Raw genomic sequence first — 16332 nt, 5'->3', positions numbered from 1 at the left:
CTGCGCCCGCTGCGCGGTCGATCGCAGCCTCGCCAGGGCTCGGCAGCGGCTACAGGGATAGGCGTTCAGCCATTCCTACGAGACATTTAGAAAGCGCCGCCGGGCGTTTCAGATAGCTCTCAACGACTTCATCCATGCAGCTCATTAGGGTTTCGGGAGGTAAAGACACATAGCGAAAACAGCGATGGGGCAGCGGATACACACGCAAGAAAAGGCAACCGAAAGTGCTGCCTGCACCGACCATGGTGCCTGCCACAGCCACGGGACAAAGACCGATGGCTGAGCAACCCTCCGGCAACAAATACACCACCGATTCCCGTGGCGAACCGACCCCGATGCCTCATGTGCTGCGCCCTGCCAACCCGAATCCTCCGCTGCCGGGTGCACGGATAAAGAACACCTCGATACTGACCACGCCTCAAGGCCTCGACACTCCGGTGAAACCGCCACAAGTCCAGCCCCCGGCACCGGTCGCTCCCGGCTTCTACATCGTGCCCCGGAGCATGCCGCTGAGCGAGTTGCAGCGCCACCTGTTCGACAGCCCCTCACCCGGCGTCCTGGCCAAATACCTGGCCCTCAATCCAGGCCTTGGCGATACGGTCAAAGCCGGCAGCCTGATCGTGCTCAGCGATCCGGCCAACCACGCCTGCACCTACGAGGAAGCGCAACTCATGCTCGCCGCCGAGCAGGTTAAGATCGCTCTCGCCCCCCTGACACCCGAAGCCGCCGACTTCATGGTTCGCCATCAGGCCGAGATCGCCGGTTTCACCAGCCAGGCCTCGACCTGGCTGGGCATCGGCACCTCGGTGATGGGTAAACACCTGGACAAACTACGCGAGACCTTGCAAGACATGGAACGCCTGCATCAGGACAGCTACCGCCAACACGGCCACCTCAGATCCCCCGAATTCCTCGCCCGCCGCCGGCGCCTGTTGGCGCAGCTGGACGCGCAACTGCTGAACTCCACCCGCCTGCGCGGCTACACGCCCCTGGGCGACCACCCCAAACTGAAAACCGCCCTCGGCCTCTCCAGCCGCAGCCTGGTACACCACTGGAACAAAGCCGGCGCCCCCGGCCAGATCCCGGGATACGCCACCCACGTGAACGCCGTCAGCCGCGCGGCGAAGTACATGCAGACGGGTGGGTACATCGGCATTGCGATTGGCGGGGTGTCGTCGGCGTTGAGGATTCAGGAGGTTTGTCAGGCGGGTTCGGGTGATGAGAGTTGCAGGAAGGTGATGTTTACTGAGACGGGGAAGTTTGCGGGATCTGCATTCGGAGGAAACCTAGGGGCGAACGCCGGATATGTAGGGAGTACATTTGTCTGTGCTGCATTCGGCGGGGTAGGAGGAGTGATCTGCGGTGCCATTCTGATAGGCACTGGAGCATGGCTTGGGTCAGATACTCTTGGCGCATATGGAGAAAGAATGGGTGAAATTCTTTACGAGAGAACACTCCCATGATGACAGAACAGTTCTGGCACTCCTGGCTCGCCTTTGCGCTTTTGCTAGGTCCGATTCTGTTAGCCGCCACAAGCCTTGCATTCAGCTACTACCTCAGCCAGCGCTACTTGCGGGAAATGCTCGAGGCCTTTCAGCGGAGCCGCTATTTCCATCGATGGACTGACAGGCTTCAATACTTGGGATGGTTCGAACACTTTCTGATGTTTGGCCGCGTAAGAGGAATGATGCTCTGCCCCGGTCCAGGACTACGTAAAGGACTACTTTCACCGGAGGATGTACACAACTTCCCCCCCCGACTCAAACGCCTTCTGAGCATACAGAACAGATTGGACGGTATTCTTTTCGTCTGGTCCGCAATCATGTATGCGTTGCTGAAGTTGACGGGCTGACGATGCATACGCTCCCTCCGCTAATCGCCCTTATTCTGACTGGAGGCTTGCTTTTACTTGCCCTCATCAGTCTCCTCTTCAGCTACTACATGAGTCGACGCTACCTCGACGGGATGCTGGGTGCGCTAAAGGGGAGTAACTATTTCGCAGGCTGGGCAACCTACCTGCCTCATCAGGGATGGCATCCTCGCTATCTGATGTTCGCAAAACTCAGGGGCATGATGTTCTGGCCTGGGCCGGGAATACGCAGGGGGATAATTTCCCCAGACGATGTGCGCAACTTCCCACCGCAGTACAAGCGCCTTTTAAAAACACAGAACGTGCTCGATGGCGTGATTGTCGTGTGGGGCACATTTGTGTACCTGCTGATAAAGCTTTAGTCATTCATCTGCAACCACTGACCAGTGCACCTTCCCAACTATCCATGGAAAGCTTTTATGCATGCACAAGATCTTTGCGAACAGACATCGCCATGACAGGGCAACAATTCTGGCATTCCTGGCTCGCCTTCATCCTTTTGTTATATCCATTGTTGCTGGCCGTGACAAACCTCTCCTTCAGCTACTACCTAAGCCGGCGATACCTGAAAGAGATGCTGGAAGCCCTACGGAGAAGCCAGCACTTTTATCGCTGGACCGACAGCCTTCCTCACGAGGGATGGTTCACGCATTTTCTAATGCTGGCAGCCGTTCGAGGATCGATGCTTTGGCCCGGCCCTGCGGTTCGCAGAGGCTTTCTTTCCTCGGAAGACGTAGACAATTTCCCTCCCCATCTCCAGCGCCTGCTGACCATCAGAAACTGGATGGATGTCGTGCTTCTGGTCTGGGGTTCGATCATGTATACGCTGTTGAAACTGACTAAGCACTGACGTGGCGCGCGGGTACGGATGCAGTAGCACTGTCACAGCACCTTCCAGCTGGCTGTGGTTCCTATCCGCAGCCGGCTGGACGGGGGATTCTATTGTGCCCTGGCGAGGCCCACCGACCTAGTTCATGAACAGTGGCAAATACCCCAGCTCCACCAGCTTGATATCGATCTCCGCCACTCGCTGGACATCAGCCCGTTTGCCCTCATCCATCACCTGTGGACAACTCACGATCAGCGTGCCGCGTTTTGGAATGTCGATGAGCTGGTCGGCGCTCGGAAAATCCCCGGCCCGCAACACGTGTGGACAAAACCCGACCCAGCCGACGGTCTGCCGGTCCTTGAACACCTTGGTGCGCAAATAGTGGTCTTTTGGCGCCAGCACACACCAGTCAAGTTCTGGCCACAGTTCAACGGCCAACTGAATCACCCTGATCACTATCGGTCTCACATCGGGAATGGCTGCCACAAGCGCCCCGCCATCTTCGAAGCGCATGCTGGCGACTGAGTCCAGGTCGTGGGCGTTGTAATGAAAGGCCAACCCACCCTTGAGGGGATCATCCAGGCCATTCCACACGGAAAACTGCAACTTCGTGGGGAAGTCGTCGTTATGGTTGCTCCGCGCTTCTTCACGCAGGTACTCGAAGTCGTCATTGATCCGCTTGCGCAGCGACTCCTCCCTGGAACCGGCCTGCAGATACCAGTCCTGCAACAGAGGATGAATCTCGCCAAGGCCCTGGAAAAAGCGCTCGGCTCTTTCCAGCTGCTCCTCATGCGGGACCGCGGAGATCTTCTGTTTGTCGAAACGCAGAACGAATGAAAATTTTCTGAACAAGCGCTCGTCCTCAGTCAGGCTTCAAAAACACGGTCGGGATTTTCACGGCGGTACTCATCCCACTCTTTCTGCTCTTTTGCACGTTGCTTGATGTACTCATCATGATCCTTGGTGCCCGGCATCGGGTTCCAGTAGGCGGTCAGGTTGGTAAGCCCCTTCTCTGCGTACTGTTCGGCACAATACTCATAGACCACCCTTTGCAGGAAATGCCATTCCACCGAAACCGGTGGGCTGGGCCGGGCTTTCAGGGAATGTATCTCGGCCGGGGTAATCAGGGTTTTCTCCACATTGGCCCAGGGGCGCGGCAGCCCGATAAGCGGAATGAACATGAACGCATAATTGGCCTTGGCTTCCAGCAAGGTGCAACGCGGTTTGTCGAAACCATCCCACCAGGTGTTGTTCCACCACCACTCGTAGGGCGTCGGGAAAGCAGTCACCCACGCCTGATAGAGCGCGGACTGGGCGGACATACTATGACCTTTGCCGTTATTGGGTATCGTCATGGTCCCCTGCTCGGGGGGGCATTTCACACAGTCCTTGTCCCGCTTGGCCTTGCAGTCGCGCTCGGCTTCCCGAGTCCGTTCAGCGGTCGTCGGAGGCGCATCCACCCTGGGTTTTGCCTGGGGTTGCGTCTGCGGCAAAGGGACGGGCTGCGGGATTGGCCGGGGCGCCGGCAGTGGCTGAGTGGGCCTGGGCGTCGGCATCGGCATTGGCCGTGGAGGGGGCATCGGCAGCCTGGGAGTCGGGGTTGGAATCTCGAATGGTAAACGTGGCCCCAAGCGAGGCGTCATGCGTAGAGCCATGGGCCCTGTGCTTGGCAGAATCCCCAATCCACTCATGGTCGAATCTCCCCGACGGTTTGCATGTCCCGCCAGTGCTGCATGTTCATCCTGAACACCACGATATCCTCGTAATCCTCGAACCGCCGCTCGGGGCTATCCGCTACAGGCCTGTTCATGAACTCGATAAAGGCCGGCTGCTTGTCAAAGTCGGTAAAGGTCAATCCATGCCGCAGAAAATGCTCGACGGACTCGGGCTCCCTGATGCCAAAACCCCACGCACGCTCACGCAGGTCTTTCAACATCTGCAAAGCTGGCATCAGCCCCTTTCTGGACAACCACTCAGGGTTCTCTTGCTGTACTTCCAGTAACAGCCGCTCAAATACTTCGTTCTGACGAATGTCATCCAGTTGTGAAAGCTGTTCGGCACTCAACTCAAGCATGTTGCTCCCCCACTTGCTCGACGCCGTAGCTGAGATAGCAACCTTGCAGGGGTTGCCAGACCAGCCAGTCCTGGACATGACGCATGAGCTGCTGGATCTGGGAGGGTGATATCACCTTGTCCAGCGCACGCCTGACCTCAGGACTGTAGTAACGAAACAGTGCTCGACGCCCATCCGGCATTTGGCTGAACAACAGATCCTGGTGATAGTCGCGCAGGGTTTCGAACGGCTGATCACTCCAAAGCCAGGAAACCATCGGTGCCTGCTGGTCTCGTGTAACCAGCCAATTGCCGAATGCCCCGCGCAAACCGCTCCTGGAGTCAGGAAACTCAACCAGTACCGGGCCGGCATGGCGAATTTCATCCAGTGCGCCAGCGCTCAGGAGCCAGTGAAAACGGATGCTGTCGTCCGCCTCTTCAAGGCGTTTGTTCAACGTCAGATAGCGGGCACCATCGATAAGGGCAAGCAGTCTGGACGATGACCCGGAGGGCTCCGAGAGCCGCCAGAACAAGGAGCCGACACGCCTCATGCGCTGCTCCCCAGGGCTTCCAGCGGTACAAAGGTCTGATTGCGCTGAGCGGCCAGCAGCAGGCACTTCAAACATAATCCGGGCACGGAGGGGAATGCGGCTACTGCGGAAGACGCCGCACCGCCGCCACTGTTGCCGATGATGATCGTCCCCGAACCACCCACAATCACATTGCCGTGACTGCCCAGGGAACCCAGGACAGCGACCGGCTTTCCGTTGATCAGTACGTTGGGAATGACATTGGCGTTCAATGCTGAACCGCAAGCCGTCGGGTCACCTTCCCGTGCGACGGGCAGGTGATCAAAGAGGACATCAGGCGAGCCACTGGTAATCGGATTGGTACCGTGGCCAGGCAAAGGACAGACGGTTGGATCTCCAACGCGCGCGGCAGGTTTCCCAGACATTTCAACTTCCCTATCGAAACTGGCGAGAAAACCGACTCTGCCGAATGCTCAAAAAACATACAATCAACAATCCTTTTCAAAGTTTTTCCGAACAACAGCGATCCCGGTCTCCTCCCCCCGATAAGTCACCAGGGGGCTCAGTCCCGGGATCAGGGTTGGTCAATCCCACCTACGCTTAGGTAGGATGGCTGCACTATTTCCCCCGAGGTTCACCTCATGTTCATCGGCGTTCTGCTGGTTATCACCTGGCTGATCCTGCTGGTCCGCTACCCCGCCAAGGCCTTGCCGGTGTCCATGGCCGCCGCTGTCGGCCTGGGCCTGGTGGCGGTGTGGGTGGTCTGGATGGATAACCGCGAAGCCCAGCAACTGGCGCGCCTGGAATTGCGCATCAGCTATGCCCCCGAGCATTGCCCGGCGGATCGCCCGCTGCTGTTGAAGATGAACAACGGCAACGATGTGCCGCTGACCGAACTGCGCTGGCGCGTCGCCGCCTATGCGCCGGGCGACACGGTAAACCTGGCCGACAACCAGTACAGCGCCCCGCGTTATCGCGGCCCCGGCGAGTTGCAGGCCGGCGCCAATTGGGAAGACTGCCTGCCCCTGCCACCGCTGCGTCCCGGCTATCGCCCGCAAACCCTGGAGTTTCGCGCCGAGCGCTTGCAGGGTAGTTTCTCCGACTGATTCCCCCTTCCCTCTTTTTGCACAAGGACCGCGCCATGCCCGTTGCGCTGATCACCGGTTGTTCCAGCGGCATCGGCCGCGCCCTGGCGGATACTTTCAAGGCCGCCGGCTTCACCGTCCTGCCCACCGCCCGCAGGGCCGAAGACGTGGCCATGCTGCAAGCCGCGGGTTTCAACGCGGTGCAACTGGACGTCAACGATGGGCCGGCGCTCACCGCCCTGGGCGAGCGCATCAACCAGCAACACGGCGGCCTCGACCTGCTGATCAACAACGCCGGCTACGGCGCCATGGGCCCGCTGCTGGATGGCGGTGTCGAGGCCATGCAGCGGCAGTTCGAAACCAATGTGTTCGCCCTGGTCGGCGTGACCCGGGCGATGTTTCCAGTGCTGCGCCGCAGCCGCGGGCTGGTGGTGAATATCGGCAGCGTGTCGGGCGTCCTGGTCACGCCTTTTGCCGGTGCCTACTGCGCCTCCAAGGCGGCGGTGCATGCCTTGAGCGATGCGTTGCGCATGGAGCTGGCGCCGTTCGACATCCGCGTGATGGAGGTCCAGCCCGGCGCCATCGCCTCGAGCTTCGCCAAGAATGCCGGGCATCAAGCCGAGCAACTGCTCACCGAACAATCGCCCTGGTGGCCGCTGCGCGAAGGCATCCGCGCACGGGCCCGGGCCTCACAGGACCACCCGACACCCGCCAACGAATTTGCCGCCAGGCTGCTCAAGGCGGTGCAGCAGGACAAGCCTGCGCGTCTGGTTCGGATTGGTAATGGCAGCCGCGCATTGCCCTTGATGGCCAGCCTGTTGCCCAGAGGCTTGCTGGACAAGGTGCTGATGAAGCGTTTTGGCCTGGGCGCAAAGCTGTAACGGCCGATCACTGGCGGCGGAGCGTCGCCCGGCCATTCCCGCAGGTTCTAGAAAATTCCTTTTAGTCGCCGGCGACGCAGCCCCTGCGGTTAAGGTTGTGCCCTCTCCCAATCCCAGTAGAATGCGCGCACTCGAGGCCTCCAGGGCCTCGATCAGGCCGCATGGATCGCTGGCGAACCGCTGAAACTCCCCTTCTTCCATGCTCGCCGCCATTCAATCGTCGATCAGGGAATATCCATTGAAACCTCAACACCTGCTGCCGCTGGCCTTGGCCACTGTATTGATCGGCTGCGCGCCGTCGCCAGACGAGGAGCTGAACGCCACCCTGCCCCAGCTCAGTCTCAAGGAGCTGTTGCCGCAAGCCGTCGCCAACGAGTACTGCAACCCCAAGCTGGACAGCGATCTGCTGTATGGCATCGGCTACCAGCTGTACAACGACGACAAACCCGAGCAAGCCCGCAGTTGCCTGATCATGGCCGCGCCCACCCACGACCGGGCCCTGTGCTACCTGGCGAGCATCGCGGAACAGGACAGCAGCAAGGACAGCGCCGAGCGCGACCGCGAAGCCTTCGGCTACATGGCCTATTCCGCGGTGAAGAATGACGCCTGCGCCGAGTTCGGCATGTTCCAGAACTTCACCTACGGCATGCGCGGGCAGACCCCGGACAGCGACCTGGGCCTGCGCTGGCTGGAACGCTCCGCGCGTCACGGCGATGCGGATGCGCAACAGACCCTGGTACGCCTGCACAGTAACAAGGGCAATCTGCCGCTGGCCTACCGCTGGGCCAGGATCCTCGATGACCAGGCACAGATCGACGCCCTGAAACAACGGATGAACCCGCAGCAAATCAGCGAAGGCGAACAAGGCTTCGAGCAACTGGGCAAGATCGTCACCAGCAAGGACGCCGTGCGCAAAGAGGCCCGCGAGGAGAACATCGCGGTGTACTCGGCGAACATCCATATGGAATACCCCGAGACCTTCAAGGGCCTGTCGGTGGCCGAGCGTCATGCGCTCATGGAGCAGGCCGTGGCCACGGTGAGCGCCCGTCCCGAGTTCAGCACCCGTGGCCAGCTTTACGCCTATGTGATCATCGCGCGGCAGGCCCAGTTGAAGCAGGCCGGCGTCGATGTACTGCAGAACCCGCAGATTGTGCAGCTGCTCAGCGATACCGAGCTGCAAGTGAGTGAGGCGGTGAAGAAAGCCGACGTGATCCTCGGCCAGGCCGCCCTGTAACAGCGGGAACACCGCCGGCCGCGCCTACGGGGGCCTTATACATGGCCGCGTCTTGTAGGTGCCAGCTCCTACAAGGGGGCGGCGTCAGGTTGTTCACCCAGCTGATGAAGCGTTTCGGATTAAGCGCCAGGCTCTGAGCATTCAACGCCGGCCATCACGCGCATGACACCGTTGTATGCCGCGCCGATGCCCGTAGAATGCCCGCACTCCAATCGCAAGGAAGCGGCACCTCAAGCACGGAACGACTGCACCCCGCCCCTGCTCATGCCCTCTTGGCGTCCTCCCTTTTACGATTGAACCTCAGGGACTCTCCATTGAAATCTCGTAGCCTGCTGCCCTTGGCCATCTTCACTCTGCTGCTGGGCTGCGATGCCTCGTCACCGGACGAAAAACTCAATAACTCCCTGCCGGACCTGAGCCTCGAGCAGATCCTGCCCAAGGTCGAGGCCAACCCATACTGCACACCGGAGATGGACAGCGAATTGCTGCTCGGCCTCGGCATCCGACTGATCGATGAGGACGAGGTACTGTATGGCGCAGGCCGTACCTTGCTGGCGAGCAAGGAAATAAAAATGGCCCGCAGCTGCCTGATCATGGCCGCCCCCCGCTACACCACGAGCTTGTGCATCCTGGGCAAGATTGTCGGCGCCAGGCAAAACAACTATGACAAAAGCGAAGCCTTCAACTACATCGCCTACGCCGCCAAGCACAATGAATCCTGCGCGGAAGCAGGCCTGTACGACATCTACAGCGTTGGCAAGCTGGGCCAGCCACCGAACAAGGAATTGGCCATGGGCTGGCTTGAGCGCGCCGCTCGGCACGGCGACCAGGACGCGCAACAGGACATGGTGCGCTGGAGCAGCGAACAGGACCATTTCCCGGTGGCCTATGCCTGGGCCAGGGTCCTGAATGAGGCAAAAACAATCGAGGCCGTGCAGCGCAAAATGAGCCCTCAGCAAATGGCCGAGGGCGAGCAGCACTACACCCGGCTGCTCAGCCAACTCACCCCCGAAAAGGATATTGAGCAGGCGCTGCGCAAGGACCTCATCGCCCTGAGCTCAGGGGATCTGTACTACAGCCACCCGGAGGTATTCGAGGGCATGTCCCCTGTGCAACGGCATGCTTTCGTGGCCCAGTTGGTGGACATGCTGGACCTCTACCCGAAGTTCCACACGCGAGGCCAAGTGGTGGCCTACGCCTTGATTTCCCGCCTTGTGCAAAGTACCGGACCGGCCGTGGACCTGTGGCAGGACCCGGCACTGCATGCCTTGCTGGTCAATGATGACCTGAGCGTGGAAGAGACCGTGGCCAAGGCCAAAACCATCCTGGCCAAGCGCAAGCAATAGCTTGAGAGGCTGGCGCTACTTCTTTTGAAGCGCCGCCGAGGTGTCGCGTGCGCAAGGCCCAAGAGCCCTTTGCCGTGGCCAAACAGATGCTGCGGTTTCGGTTGTACGCCCTCTCAAACCCAGTAGAATCCCCGGCCTTGAGCGCCCGCGCTCAAGCAGCATGGAATCGCTGGCGTCGACACTGAAGCACGGAACTGCTCAAGCTCCCCCTCTCCCGTCCTGTCCCTGCGTCATTCCATGCGCCTCTTCATTCAATCGCAGATCAGGGAATATCCATTGAAATTGTTCAACGTGCTGCCACTGGCATTGGCTGTCTTGCTGGCGGCCTGCGCCACCACGGCTCCGGAAAAGACCGAGCCGAAAATCCCCGAGCTGAATGACACCCTGCCCAAGCTGACGCTGGAAAGCGTCTTGCCCAAGGTCAGCGCCAACGAGTACTGCAACCCGGCCATGGACGCCGATGTGCTGTACGGCGCCGGTTACAAGCTGTACGAGGCCGAGGACTTCAAGAGCGCCAAGAGCTGCTTCGCCATGGCCGCGCCGAACTACACCCGGGCCTTCTGCTACCTGTCCACCAGCACCGATCAGGAAACGGACAGACCCAAGGCCGAGCGCGACCGCGAGTCCTTCAACTACATCGCCTACTCGGCGTCGCAGAACGATTGGTGCGCCGAGTACGGCATGTACGCCACCTACTGGTTCGGCGACAAGGACATCCCCCAGGACCGGCAGCTGGCGGTGCGCTGGCTGGAGCGCTCGGCCCTGCATGGCAACCCGGAACCGCAGCAGAGCCTGGCCGACGCCGCCGAAGAGTCCGGCGACCTGGTGAAGGCCTACGCCTGGCTGAAGGTTATCGATAACACCGAGGACACCAGCCAGCTGGATGCCTTGAAAGGCAAGATGAGCCCTGAGCAACTGGCCGAAGGCGAACAACGCTTCAGCGAGCTGAAGGCGAGCGTGACCAGCAAGCAGGTGATGTACGACGAGGCGCGGGCTGAGGAGGTGGCCATTTTCTCGGCCGAGATCCATTTCGATATCCCCGACCTGTTCAAGGGCATGACGACGGCCGAGCGCCAGGCCTTTGTCAAAGCGGCCATCGCCAAGGCCCGGGACAGCGGCAAGTTCGATCTGCATTACGCGGTGACCCAGTACATCATCGTCTCGCGCCTGGCCCAGCAGCGTTACCCCGGCGTCGACGTACTGCAGAACCCGAAGCTGGTGGCCGCCATCAACCACGTTAACGACGGCTTGGAAGCCACGGCGAAGAAGTCCCTGGCGATCATGCAGAAAAGCTACAAGTAACCCTGGTTCCCCCGGCGCGCTAGCGTCTGGTCGCCCGCCGGCTCCCGCAAGATATCGCGGGAGCCGGCTCGCCAGAGATGCCGTGCAGGCACGCCCGGCAGCGGCCCGATCACTGCGCCTCCCCGCCCTCCTTCACCACCACGGTGCAGGTAATCCCCGCAGCCAGCAGCACGCCTTCCGGCACTTCATCGATATGGATGCGCACCGGCACGCGCTGGGCCAGGCGTACCCAGTTGAAGGTCGGGTTGACGTCGGCGACCAGCTCGCGGCTTTCCGGGTTGTCGCGGTCGTAGATGCCGCGGGAAATACTCTCCACATGGCCCTTGAGCACCTCGCCGCTCATCAGCTGCATATCGGCCTTATCGCCGACGCGCACATGGGGCAGCTTGGTCTCCTCGAAGAAGCCGTAGACCCAGAACGAATGCATGTCGACCACCGCCATCTTCGGCTCGCCGATGCGCGCGTAATCGCCGCGGTGCACGTTGAGGTTGGTGACGTAGCCGTCCACCGCGGCGCGCACCTGGGTGCGCTTGAGGTTGAGTTCCGCGGCCTCCAGCTGGGCCTGGGCCTGCTGGTAGTCGGCCAGGGCCGAGTCGGCGATGTTGCTGGCGTCGTCGCGGTTTTCCTTGGAGATCACCAGGTTGTCCAGGTCGGCGCGGCGGTGGGCGTTGACCTTGCGCATCTCCCAGGTGGCCTTTCTCGAAGCCACCAGCGACTGCGCCTGCTTGACCGCGATCTGGTAGTGCTCGGGGTCGATCTGCATCAGCAGGTCGCCCTTTTTCACCAGCTGGTTGTCGCGCACCGGCACGTCCACCACTTCCCCGGTGACGTCGGCGGCGACGTTGATGATGTCGGCGCGCACCCGGCCGTCGCGGGTCCACGGCGTGTTCATGTAATGCACCCACAGGGTGCGGCCGATCCACAGGGCCAGGGCCAGCACCAGCAGGGTCGCGAGCAGGCTGAAAAACTTTTTCATCGTGGGACTCTCAACGGTAAACAGTGAGCGCCATGGCGCCGAACAGACAGCAGAACAGGCTCAGGCGCAGCAGCGCCGGGTGCCAGAAAAAACGGTACAGGTCATAACCCGAGATGAAGCGGTCCAGGGCCCAGGCCAGGGCCGCGGCAATGAAGAACATCAGGGTCATGGTCGGCATGTACACGCCGTGGAAGGCGATTTCACGAGGCATGTTCAAGTCCTTGGGGCGGGGCCTGTACGGCTGGCGGCGCGGCATAGGCGGCCAGCGGCGATTGCGGGTCGAGCAATGAGCTGCGGATGAAGTGCAGGTAGCTCTTCACCCGGCGCAACACCGAGGTATCGAAGTGCGGGGCGAAGGGTTCGTCGCTGGCCTGGACCCGGCTGATCGCATGATCGACCGCGACCAGCGCGCGCTCCAGGTTGCTCTGGCCCGGTTGCAGGAACAGCCGCACCAACGAGCGGCCCATCACCCGGATCGCCTGGCGCCACGGCTGGGATTCGGCGTAGGCCGGGTGCACCGGGAGGATCGCCTGTTCCTTGCGCAGCTCGATGATGGCGTGCCCCACCTCCAGCACCACAAACATCCAGCGCAGCAGCTCGCGCTGCACCTGCGGCTGCCCCGCCGCCAGGCCATAGGCCTGGTGCAGCAGGTCGCGGGTGCGGCTTTCGAAGCTCGACGCCAGGCCCTTGAGCTTGCCGCTGATGGCGTACACCACCTGGCCGCGCAGGTCCTGCTCCAGGCGGCGCCACAACCAGCGGCTGTTGGGCGGCAGGATGATCGCCCCGGCGGCGGCACAGACCAGCATGCCCATGATCATGGCGATGTAGTCGTTGATGAAGGCGTAGGGGTTGTAGACGGTCAGGTTGTCCGGCACCGAACCGGTGCTGAAAAAGATCAGCAACCCCAGGCCCACGCCAGCGTACTGCGGGCGTGAAGCGAGGAACGAACCGAGCACGATCACCGGCGCCAGCATCACGCACAGCAGCGGAAAACCGTCGATCCAGGGGAACACGAAGAACATCTCGACGAAGCCGACCACGGCCCCGATCAAGGTGCCGCAGGCCATCTGGAAGGCCATGCGTTTCGGGTTCGGCGTCGCCGCCGAGAGACCGACGGTGGCCGCCGCGATCAGGGTCATGGTGGCGCCGCTGGGCCAGGCGGTGGCCACCCAGTAACTGCCGAGCACGATCAGGATGAACGAGGCGCGGATCCCCGAGGCGGCCGAGGCCAGCCAGTTGGTCTGGGGGGTGAAGGGCTCGTCCCAGCGCTCGCGCTCATGACTGTGCTCGGCCAGGGACGCATGGGTCTGCGCGTAGCTGTGCAGTTCGTCGACGAAGCGATAGAGCAGCTCATAGGCGGTGTGGAAATCCAGCTGCTCGGCATCGCTCGGTTCGTGCTCCTGGAACAGCGCGCGCATGCTGCGCACCCGCGCCGGCAGCTCGGCCTTGTAGCTTGCCAGTTGCTCGGCCAGGCGCGCGGCATCGGGGCTGGTCAGGGCGCGGCCGGAGAAGCCGTCCAGCAGTTCGGCAAGGTCCTGCAACCCGGGTTTGGTCGCCGCCAGCACATACTCGGCGGCGCTGCCGCGCAGGCGCTCGAGCAACTGATGCAGGGCGTTGAAGCGGGTGGTGATGCCCATGAACTCGCTGTTCAAACGGCTCAGGCGGCCGTTGCGCCGGCGCATGTGCGGGTCTTCGAACACCGTGACGCTGCGCAGGCCTTCCAGGCCTACCGCTTCGGCGATGAAACGCACATTGCCGCTCTCGAACGCATCGCGCTGGCTGCGGCCGCGCAAACCGTCGGTGACGAACAGGGCGAACACCCCGAAGCGCTGGTACAAGGCGTTGCGCATCGCCGCGCTGGCGGTCTGCGGCAGGATCGCAGCGCTGACCAGGGTCGAGCAGAGAATCCCCAGGGAGATTTCCAGCACCCGCCACACCGCCGCCATAAAGGCCCCGTCCGGATGGGCCAGGGCCGGCAAGCCGACCATCGCCGCGGTGTAGCCGGCAAGCACGAAGCCATAGGCGCGGAAGTTGCGATAACGGGCGGCGCCGGCCGAGCAGATGCCGACCCAGATCGCCAGCGAACCGAGGAACAGTTCGGTGTTCTGGGCGAACAGGGCGATCAGCGCCACCATCACCGCCGACCCGGCCAGGGTGCCGAGAAAGCGATAGAAGCTCTTGGCGAACACCTGGCCGCTCTGCGGCTGCATGACGATGAACACGGTGATCATCGCCGTGCGCGGTTGCGGCAGCTCCAGGCGCATGGCCAGCCACAGGGTGAGGAACGCGGCGGCCAGCACCTTGAAGATATAGACCCAGGTCACGCCGTCGCTGCGTGCCCAGTCGAAGAAGCCCCGGCGCCATTCAAGGGAGTACAGCCAGCGCAAGGGTGCAGGCAAGGAAGTCATGGGTCTTACTCAGTGATCAGCACTTGGGGGTCGGCTTTTAATGGTCAGCTCTTAATGATCGAAGACAGCCAGCGCCGCCGGGGTCTTGCTCGGTTGGGTCTTGCTGTCCTCGGGCACATCCCGGCCCGCCTCCAGGCCGCCACCCAGGGCCGTCACCAGCTCGGCATGGGCGCTCAGGCGCGCGGCCTGGACCTGCTGCTGGACCTGTTGCTGGCGGAACAGCATGCCCTGGGCATTGAGCACATTGAGGTAGTCGGTCAGGCCACGCTGGAAGGCGACCATGGCGATGTCGTAGGTCTTCTGCGCCGACGCCACCGACTCGGCGGCGAACTCGGCCTGCTTGTCCATGGACTCGCGGCGGATCAACTGGTCGGAGATGTTCTTCAGGGCGTTGACCAGGGTCTGGTTGTAGTGGGCCACGGCGATGTCGTAGCCGGCCGCGGCCTCGCCCAGTTCAGCGCGCAGGCGGCCGCCGTCGAAGATCGGCAGGCTGATGGCCGGGCCGACGTTGTAATTGAGCTTCTTGCCGGTGAGGAACTCCAGCGCCCCGCCGCCGGTGGCCATGTAGCCAAGGCTGCCCACCAGGTCGACGTTGGGGTAGAAGCCGGCGTGGGCGACATCGATGCCGCGCGCCTGGGCCGCCACCTGCCAGCGGCTGGCGACCACGTCCGGGCGTTGGCCGAGCAGTTCGGCGGGCAGCGCCGACGGCAGTTTCAGCGGCGCGGCCAGGGACAGGCTCGGCCGTTGCAACTGCGCGCCCGCCCCCGGTCCCTTGCCGGCCAGGGCAGCGATCTGGTTGCGACCCAGGGCGATTTCTTCGTCCAGGGCATCCAGCTGGCGATGGGTTTCCGGCAGCGGGGTCTGCGCCTGGCTGACCTCGAAGTGGGTGCCGATGCCGCCGGCCAGGCGCTTTTGCGCCAGTTCGAGAATCTGTTCCTGCTGTTTCAGGGTGGCCAGGACGATGTCGCGCTGGGCGTATTGCAGCGACAGCTGGATATAGGCGCGCACGACATTGTTCTGCAGTTCCAGCTGGGCCTGGCGCGCCTCCGCGGCGCTCATGTGCGCCAGGTCCACGGCACGCTCGCTGGCATTGCTTTCCCGGCCCCAGAGGTCGAGGGCGTAGCTGAAGCCGAGCGCGGCGTTGTTGTCCCAGGTGGTGCTGTTGGCCAGCTCGCCCGGGCCATAGAACTGGTCGGTGGGCCAGTTGTGGCGCTTGAGGGTGGCGTCGCCCTTGATCTGCAGCGACTCGGCCGACTCGGCGATGCCGGCCATGGCACGCGCCTGGCGTACCCGGGCGGCGGCCATGGCCATGCTCGGGCTGCCCTGCACCGCCAGGGTCACCCACTGGTTCAACTGCGCATCGCCATAGGCCTGCCACCACTGGGCGGCGGGCCAGCGGGCGTCGCGCGCGGCGCTCTGGATCGCCTCGTCGGTGGCCAGTGTATTGGCCGGTAGTGCCTTGCCTTGCGGGGCAATGCCCCCGGTTCCGATGCAGCCGCTGATTGCTAACGATAAAGCCCAAACACTGAGAGTCTTCAGCTCTCTGCTGATGCGACGCGGCACTGCTGCGAATTCCTGAAATAGGGAGAAGGCGGATCCCTGTAGGAGCGAGCTTGCTCGCGAGACGGTGTCACTGACCCACCGCATTGCACGGGGCTCCGGCAGCCGGCCCCTACAGATCGGCGCAATTCTAGGCGGCGGGCTTTGCGGCGATAAGCTGGGATTCCTGTGAATCTTTATTACCGTTCGCGCGATAATCCCTTGGTGGAATAGCCAACAATCTGTTACTTCGTGTCACAATTTGCCATCTCCCGAGAGA

At 62.2% G+C, this 16332-nt stretch carries 18 protein-coding genes; 9 read left to right on the top strand and 9 right to left on the bottom strand.

What is annotated here, in order from left to right:
- The first annotated feature begins 503 nt into the window (after positions 1 to 503).
- From PVZ80_RS03525 to PVZ80_RS03510, 4 genes are all read left to right on the top strand, one after another.
- The gene (locus PVZ80_RS03525; protein ID WP_110175451.1) at positions 504 to 1463 is read left to right on the top strand and encodes a hypothetical protein; all 960 of its coding nucleotides are present in this window, start codon (positions 504 to 506) and stop codon (positions 1461 to 1463) included.
- On the top strand, positions 1460 to 1852 hold the full coding sequence (locus PVZ80_RS03520; RefSeq protein ID WP_016703275.1) for a hypothetical protein: 393 nt from the start codon (positions 1460 to 1462) through the stop codon (positions 1850 to 1852). The genes PVZ80_RS03525 and PVZ80_RS03520 overlap by 4 nt, the downstream gene beginning before the upstream one ends.
- A 2-nt stretch (positions 1853 to 1854) precedes the next feature.
- Positions 1855 to 2232 carry a hypothetical protein gene (locus tag PVZ80_RS03515; protein ID WP_028681702.1) on the top strand — a complete coding sequence of 126 codons (378 nt, stop codon included), beginning with the start codon at positions 1855 to 1857 and terminating at the stop codon, positions 2230 to 2232.
- A 92-nt stretch (positions 2233 to 2324) separates the two neighbouring features.
- Entirely contained in the window at positions 2325 to 2720 is a 396-nt protein-coding gene (locus PVZ80_RS03510) for a hypothetical protein (protein WP_110175489.1), read from the top strand.
- 117 nt (positions 2721 to 2837) lie between these two features.
- On the opposite strand, the gene PVZ80_RS03505 is transcribed toward PVZ80_RS03510, so the two are convergent.
- From PVZ80_RS03505 to PVZ80_RS03485, 5 genes are all read right to left on the bottom strand, one after another.
- A complete protein-coding gene (locus tag PVZ80_RS03505) occupies positions 2838 to 3551 on the bottom strand; it encodes an Imm52 family immunity protein (protein ID WP_028681700.1) in 714 nt (237 codons plus the stop codon).
- A gap of 14 nt (positions 3552 to 3565) precedes the next feature.
- Positions 3566 to 4021, bottom strand: a complete 456-nt coding sequence (locus PVZ80_RS03500) for a Tox-REase-5 domain-containing protein (protein ID WP_009047077.1) — start codon at positions 4019 to 4021, stop codon at positions 3566 to 3568.
- Positions 4022 to 4386: 365 nt separating this feature from the next.
- Positions 4387 to 4773: a hypothetical protein gene (locus tag PVZ80_RS03495; RefSeq protein ID WP_273863424.1), complete on the bottom strand. Its 387-nt coding sequence runs from the start codon at positions 4771 to 4773 to the stop codon at positions 4387 to 4389.
- A complete protein-coding gene (locus PVZ80_RS03490; RefSeq protein ID WP_101281846.1) occupies positions 4766 to 5302 on the bottom strand; it encodes a DUF4123 domain-containing protein in 537 nt (178 codons plus the stop codon). Before PVZ80_RS03490 ends, PVZ80_RS03495 begins: the two co-directional genes overlap by 8 nt.
- On the bottom strand, positions 5299 to 5706 hold the full coding sequence (locus tag PVZ80_RS03485) for a PAAR domain-containing protein (protein ID WP_029526655.1): 408 nt from the start codon (positions 5704 to 5706) through the stop codon (positions 5299 to 5301). The genes PVZ80_RS03490 and PVZ80_RS03485 overlap by 4 nt, the downstream gene beginning before the upstream one ends.
- Before the next feature lie 216 nt (positions 5707 to 5922).
- On the opposite strand from PVZ80_RS03485, the gene PVZ80_RS03480 reads away from it, so the two are divergent.
- The 5 genes from PVZ80_RS03480 (at position 5923) to PVZ80_RS03460 (ending at position 11129) form a co-directional block, all read left to right on the top strand.
- A complete protein-coding gene (locus tag PVZ80_RS03480) occupies positions 5923 to 6387 on the top strand; it encodes a hypothetical protein (RefSeq protein ID WP_009047073.1) in 465 nt (154 codons plus the stop codon).
- A gap of 35 nt (positions 6388 to 6422) precedes the next feature.
- Complete coding sequence (locus tag PVZ80_RS03475) at positions 6423 to 7247, top strand: SDR family oxidoreductase (RefSeq protein ID WP_124312778.1); 825 nt, start codon at positions 6423 to 6425, stop codon at positions 7245 to 7247.
- A 238-nt stretch (positions 7248 to 7485) separates the two neighbouring features.
- Positions 7486 to 8481, top strand: a complete 996-nt coding sequence (locus PVZ80_RS03470) for a hypothetical protein (protein ID WP_232788604.1) — start codon at positions 7486 to 7488, stop codon at positions 8479 to 8481.
- Positions 8482 to 8795: 314 nt separating this feature from the next.
- On the top strand, positions 8796 to 9827 hold the full coding sequence (locus PVZ80_RS03465) for a sel1 repeat family protein (protein WP_110175448.1): 1032 nt from the start codon (positions 8796 to 8798) through the stop codon (positions 9825 to 9827).
- Between the two features lie 276 nt (positions 9828 to 10103).
- Positions 10104 to 11129, top strand: coding sequence for a sel1 repeat family protein (locus tag PVZ80_RS03460; RefSeq protein WP_256597553.1), 1026 nt, complete (start codon positions 10104 to 10106; stop codon positions 11127 to 11129).
- Positions 11130 to 11238: 109 nt separating this feature from the next.
- Here PVZ80_RS03460 and PVZ80_RS03455 read toward each other — a convergent pair whose 3' ends face one another.
- From PVZ80_RS03455 to PVZ80_RS03440, 4 genes are read right to left on the bottom strand one after another with little or no spacing between them, the layout of a single operon-like run.
- Entirely contained in the window at positions 11239 to 12105 is an 867-nt protein-coding gene (locus PVZ80_RS03455; RefSeq protein ID WP_009047068.1) for an efflux RND transporter periplasmic adaptor subunit, read from the bottom strand.
- A 10-nt stretch (positions 12106 to 12115) separates the two neighbouring features.
- The gene (locus PVZ80_RS03450) at positions 12116 to 12316 is read right to left on the bottom strand and encodes a DUF1656 domain-containing protein (RefSeq protein WP_007930063.1); all 201 of its coding nucleotides are present in this window, start codon (positions 12314 to 12316) and stop codon (positions 12116 to 12118) included.
- A complete protein-coding gene (locus PVZ80_RS03445; RefSeq protein WP_009047067.1) occupies positions 12306 to 14513 on the bottom strand; it encodes an FUSC family protein in 2208 nt (735 codons plus the stop codon). The genes PVZ80_RS03450 and PVZ80_RS03445 overlap by 11 nt, the downstream gene beginning before the upstream one ends.
- A 51-nt stretch (positions 14514 to 14564) precedes the next feature.
- Positions 14565 to 16076, bottom strand: coding sequence for an efflux transporter outer membrane subunit (locus tag PVZ80_RS03440; RefSeq protein ID WP_041985872.1), 1512 nt, complete (start codon positions 16074 to 16076; stop codon positions 14565 to 14567).
- Between the last annotated feature and the right edge of the window lie 256 nt (positions 16077 to 16332).

Origin of the sequence: Pseudomonas sp. B3G-3, from assembly GCF_028640915.1 — a bacterium.
In the GTDB taxonomy this organism is placed as follows: Bacteria; Pseudomonadota; Gammaproteobacteria; order Pseudomonadales; family Pseudomonadaceae; genus Aquipseudomonas; species Aquipseudomonas chlororaphis_I.
Note: the sequence above shows the minus strand (reverse complement) of the source record. Positions and strands in the feature narration are given on the sequence as shown.

Coding starts and splice junctions, on each gene's coding strand:
- PVZ80_RS03480 (WP_009047073.1), top strand. CDS start 5,923: ATGTTCATCGGCGTTCTGCTGGTTATCACCTGGCTGATCCTGCTGGTC.
- PVZ80_RS03495 (WP_273863424.1), bottom strand. CDS start 4,773: ATGCTTGAGTTGAGTGCCGAACAGCTTTCACAACTGGATGACATTCGT.
- PVZ80_RS03525 (WP_110175451.1), top strand. CDS start 504: ATGCCGCTGAGCGAGTTGCAGCGCCACCTGTTCGACAGCCCCTCACCC.
- PVZ80_RS03455 (WP_009047068.1), bottom strand. CDS start 12,105: ATGAAAAAGTTTTTCAGCCTGCTCGCGACCCTGCTGGTGCTGGCCCTG.
- PVZ80_RS03485 (WP_029526655.1), bottom strand. CDS start 5,706: ATGTCTGGGAAACCTGCCGCGCGCGTTGGAGATCCAACCGTCTGTCCT.
- PVZ80_RS03510 (WP_110175489.1), top strand. CDS start 2,325: ATGACAGGGCAACAATTCTGGCATTCCTGGCTCGCCTTCATCCTTTTG.
- PVZ80_RS03515 (WP_028681702.1), top strand. CDS start 1,855: ATGCATACGCTCCCTCCGCTAATCGCCCTTATTCTGACTGGAGGCTTG.
- PVZ80_RS03490 (WP_101281846.1), bottom strand. CDS start 5,302: ATGAGGCGTGTCGGCTCCTTGTTCTGGCGGCTCTCGGAGCCCTCCGGG.
- PVZ80_RS03445 (WP_009047067.1), bottom strand. CDS start 14,513: ATGACTTCCTTGCCTGCACCCTTGCGCTGGCTGTACTCCCTTGAATGG.
- PVZ80_RS03475 (WP_124312778.1), top strand. CDS start 6,423: ATGCCCGTTGCGCTGATCACCGGTTGTTCCAGCGGCATCGGCCGCGCC.
- PVZ80_RS03450 (WP_007930063.1), bottom strand. CDS start 12,316: ATGCCTCGTGAAATCGCCTTCCACGGCGTGTACATGCCGACCATGACC.
- PVZ80_RS03520 (WP_016703275.1), top strand. CDS start 1,460: ATGATGACAGAACAGTTCTGGCACTCCTGGCTCGCCTTTGCGCTTTTG.
- PVZ80_RS03500 (WP_009047077.1), bottom strand. CDS start 4,021: ATGTCCGCCCAGTCCGCGCTCTATCAGGCGTGGGTGACTGCTTTCCCG.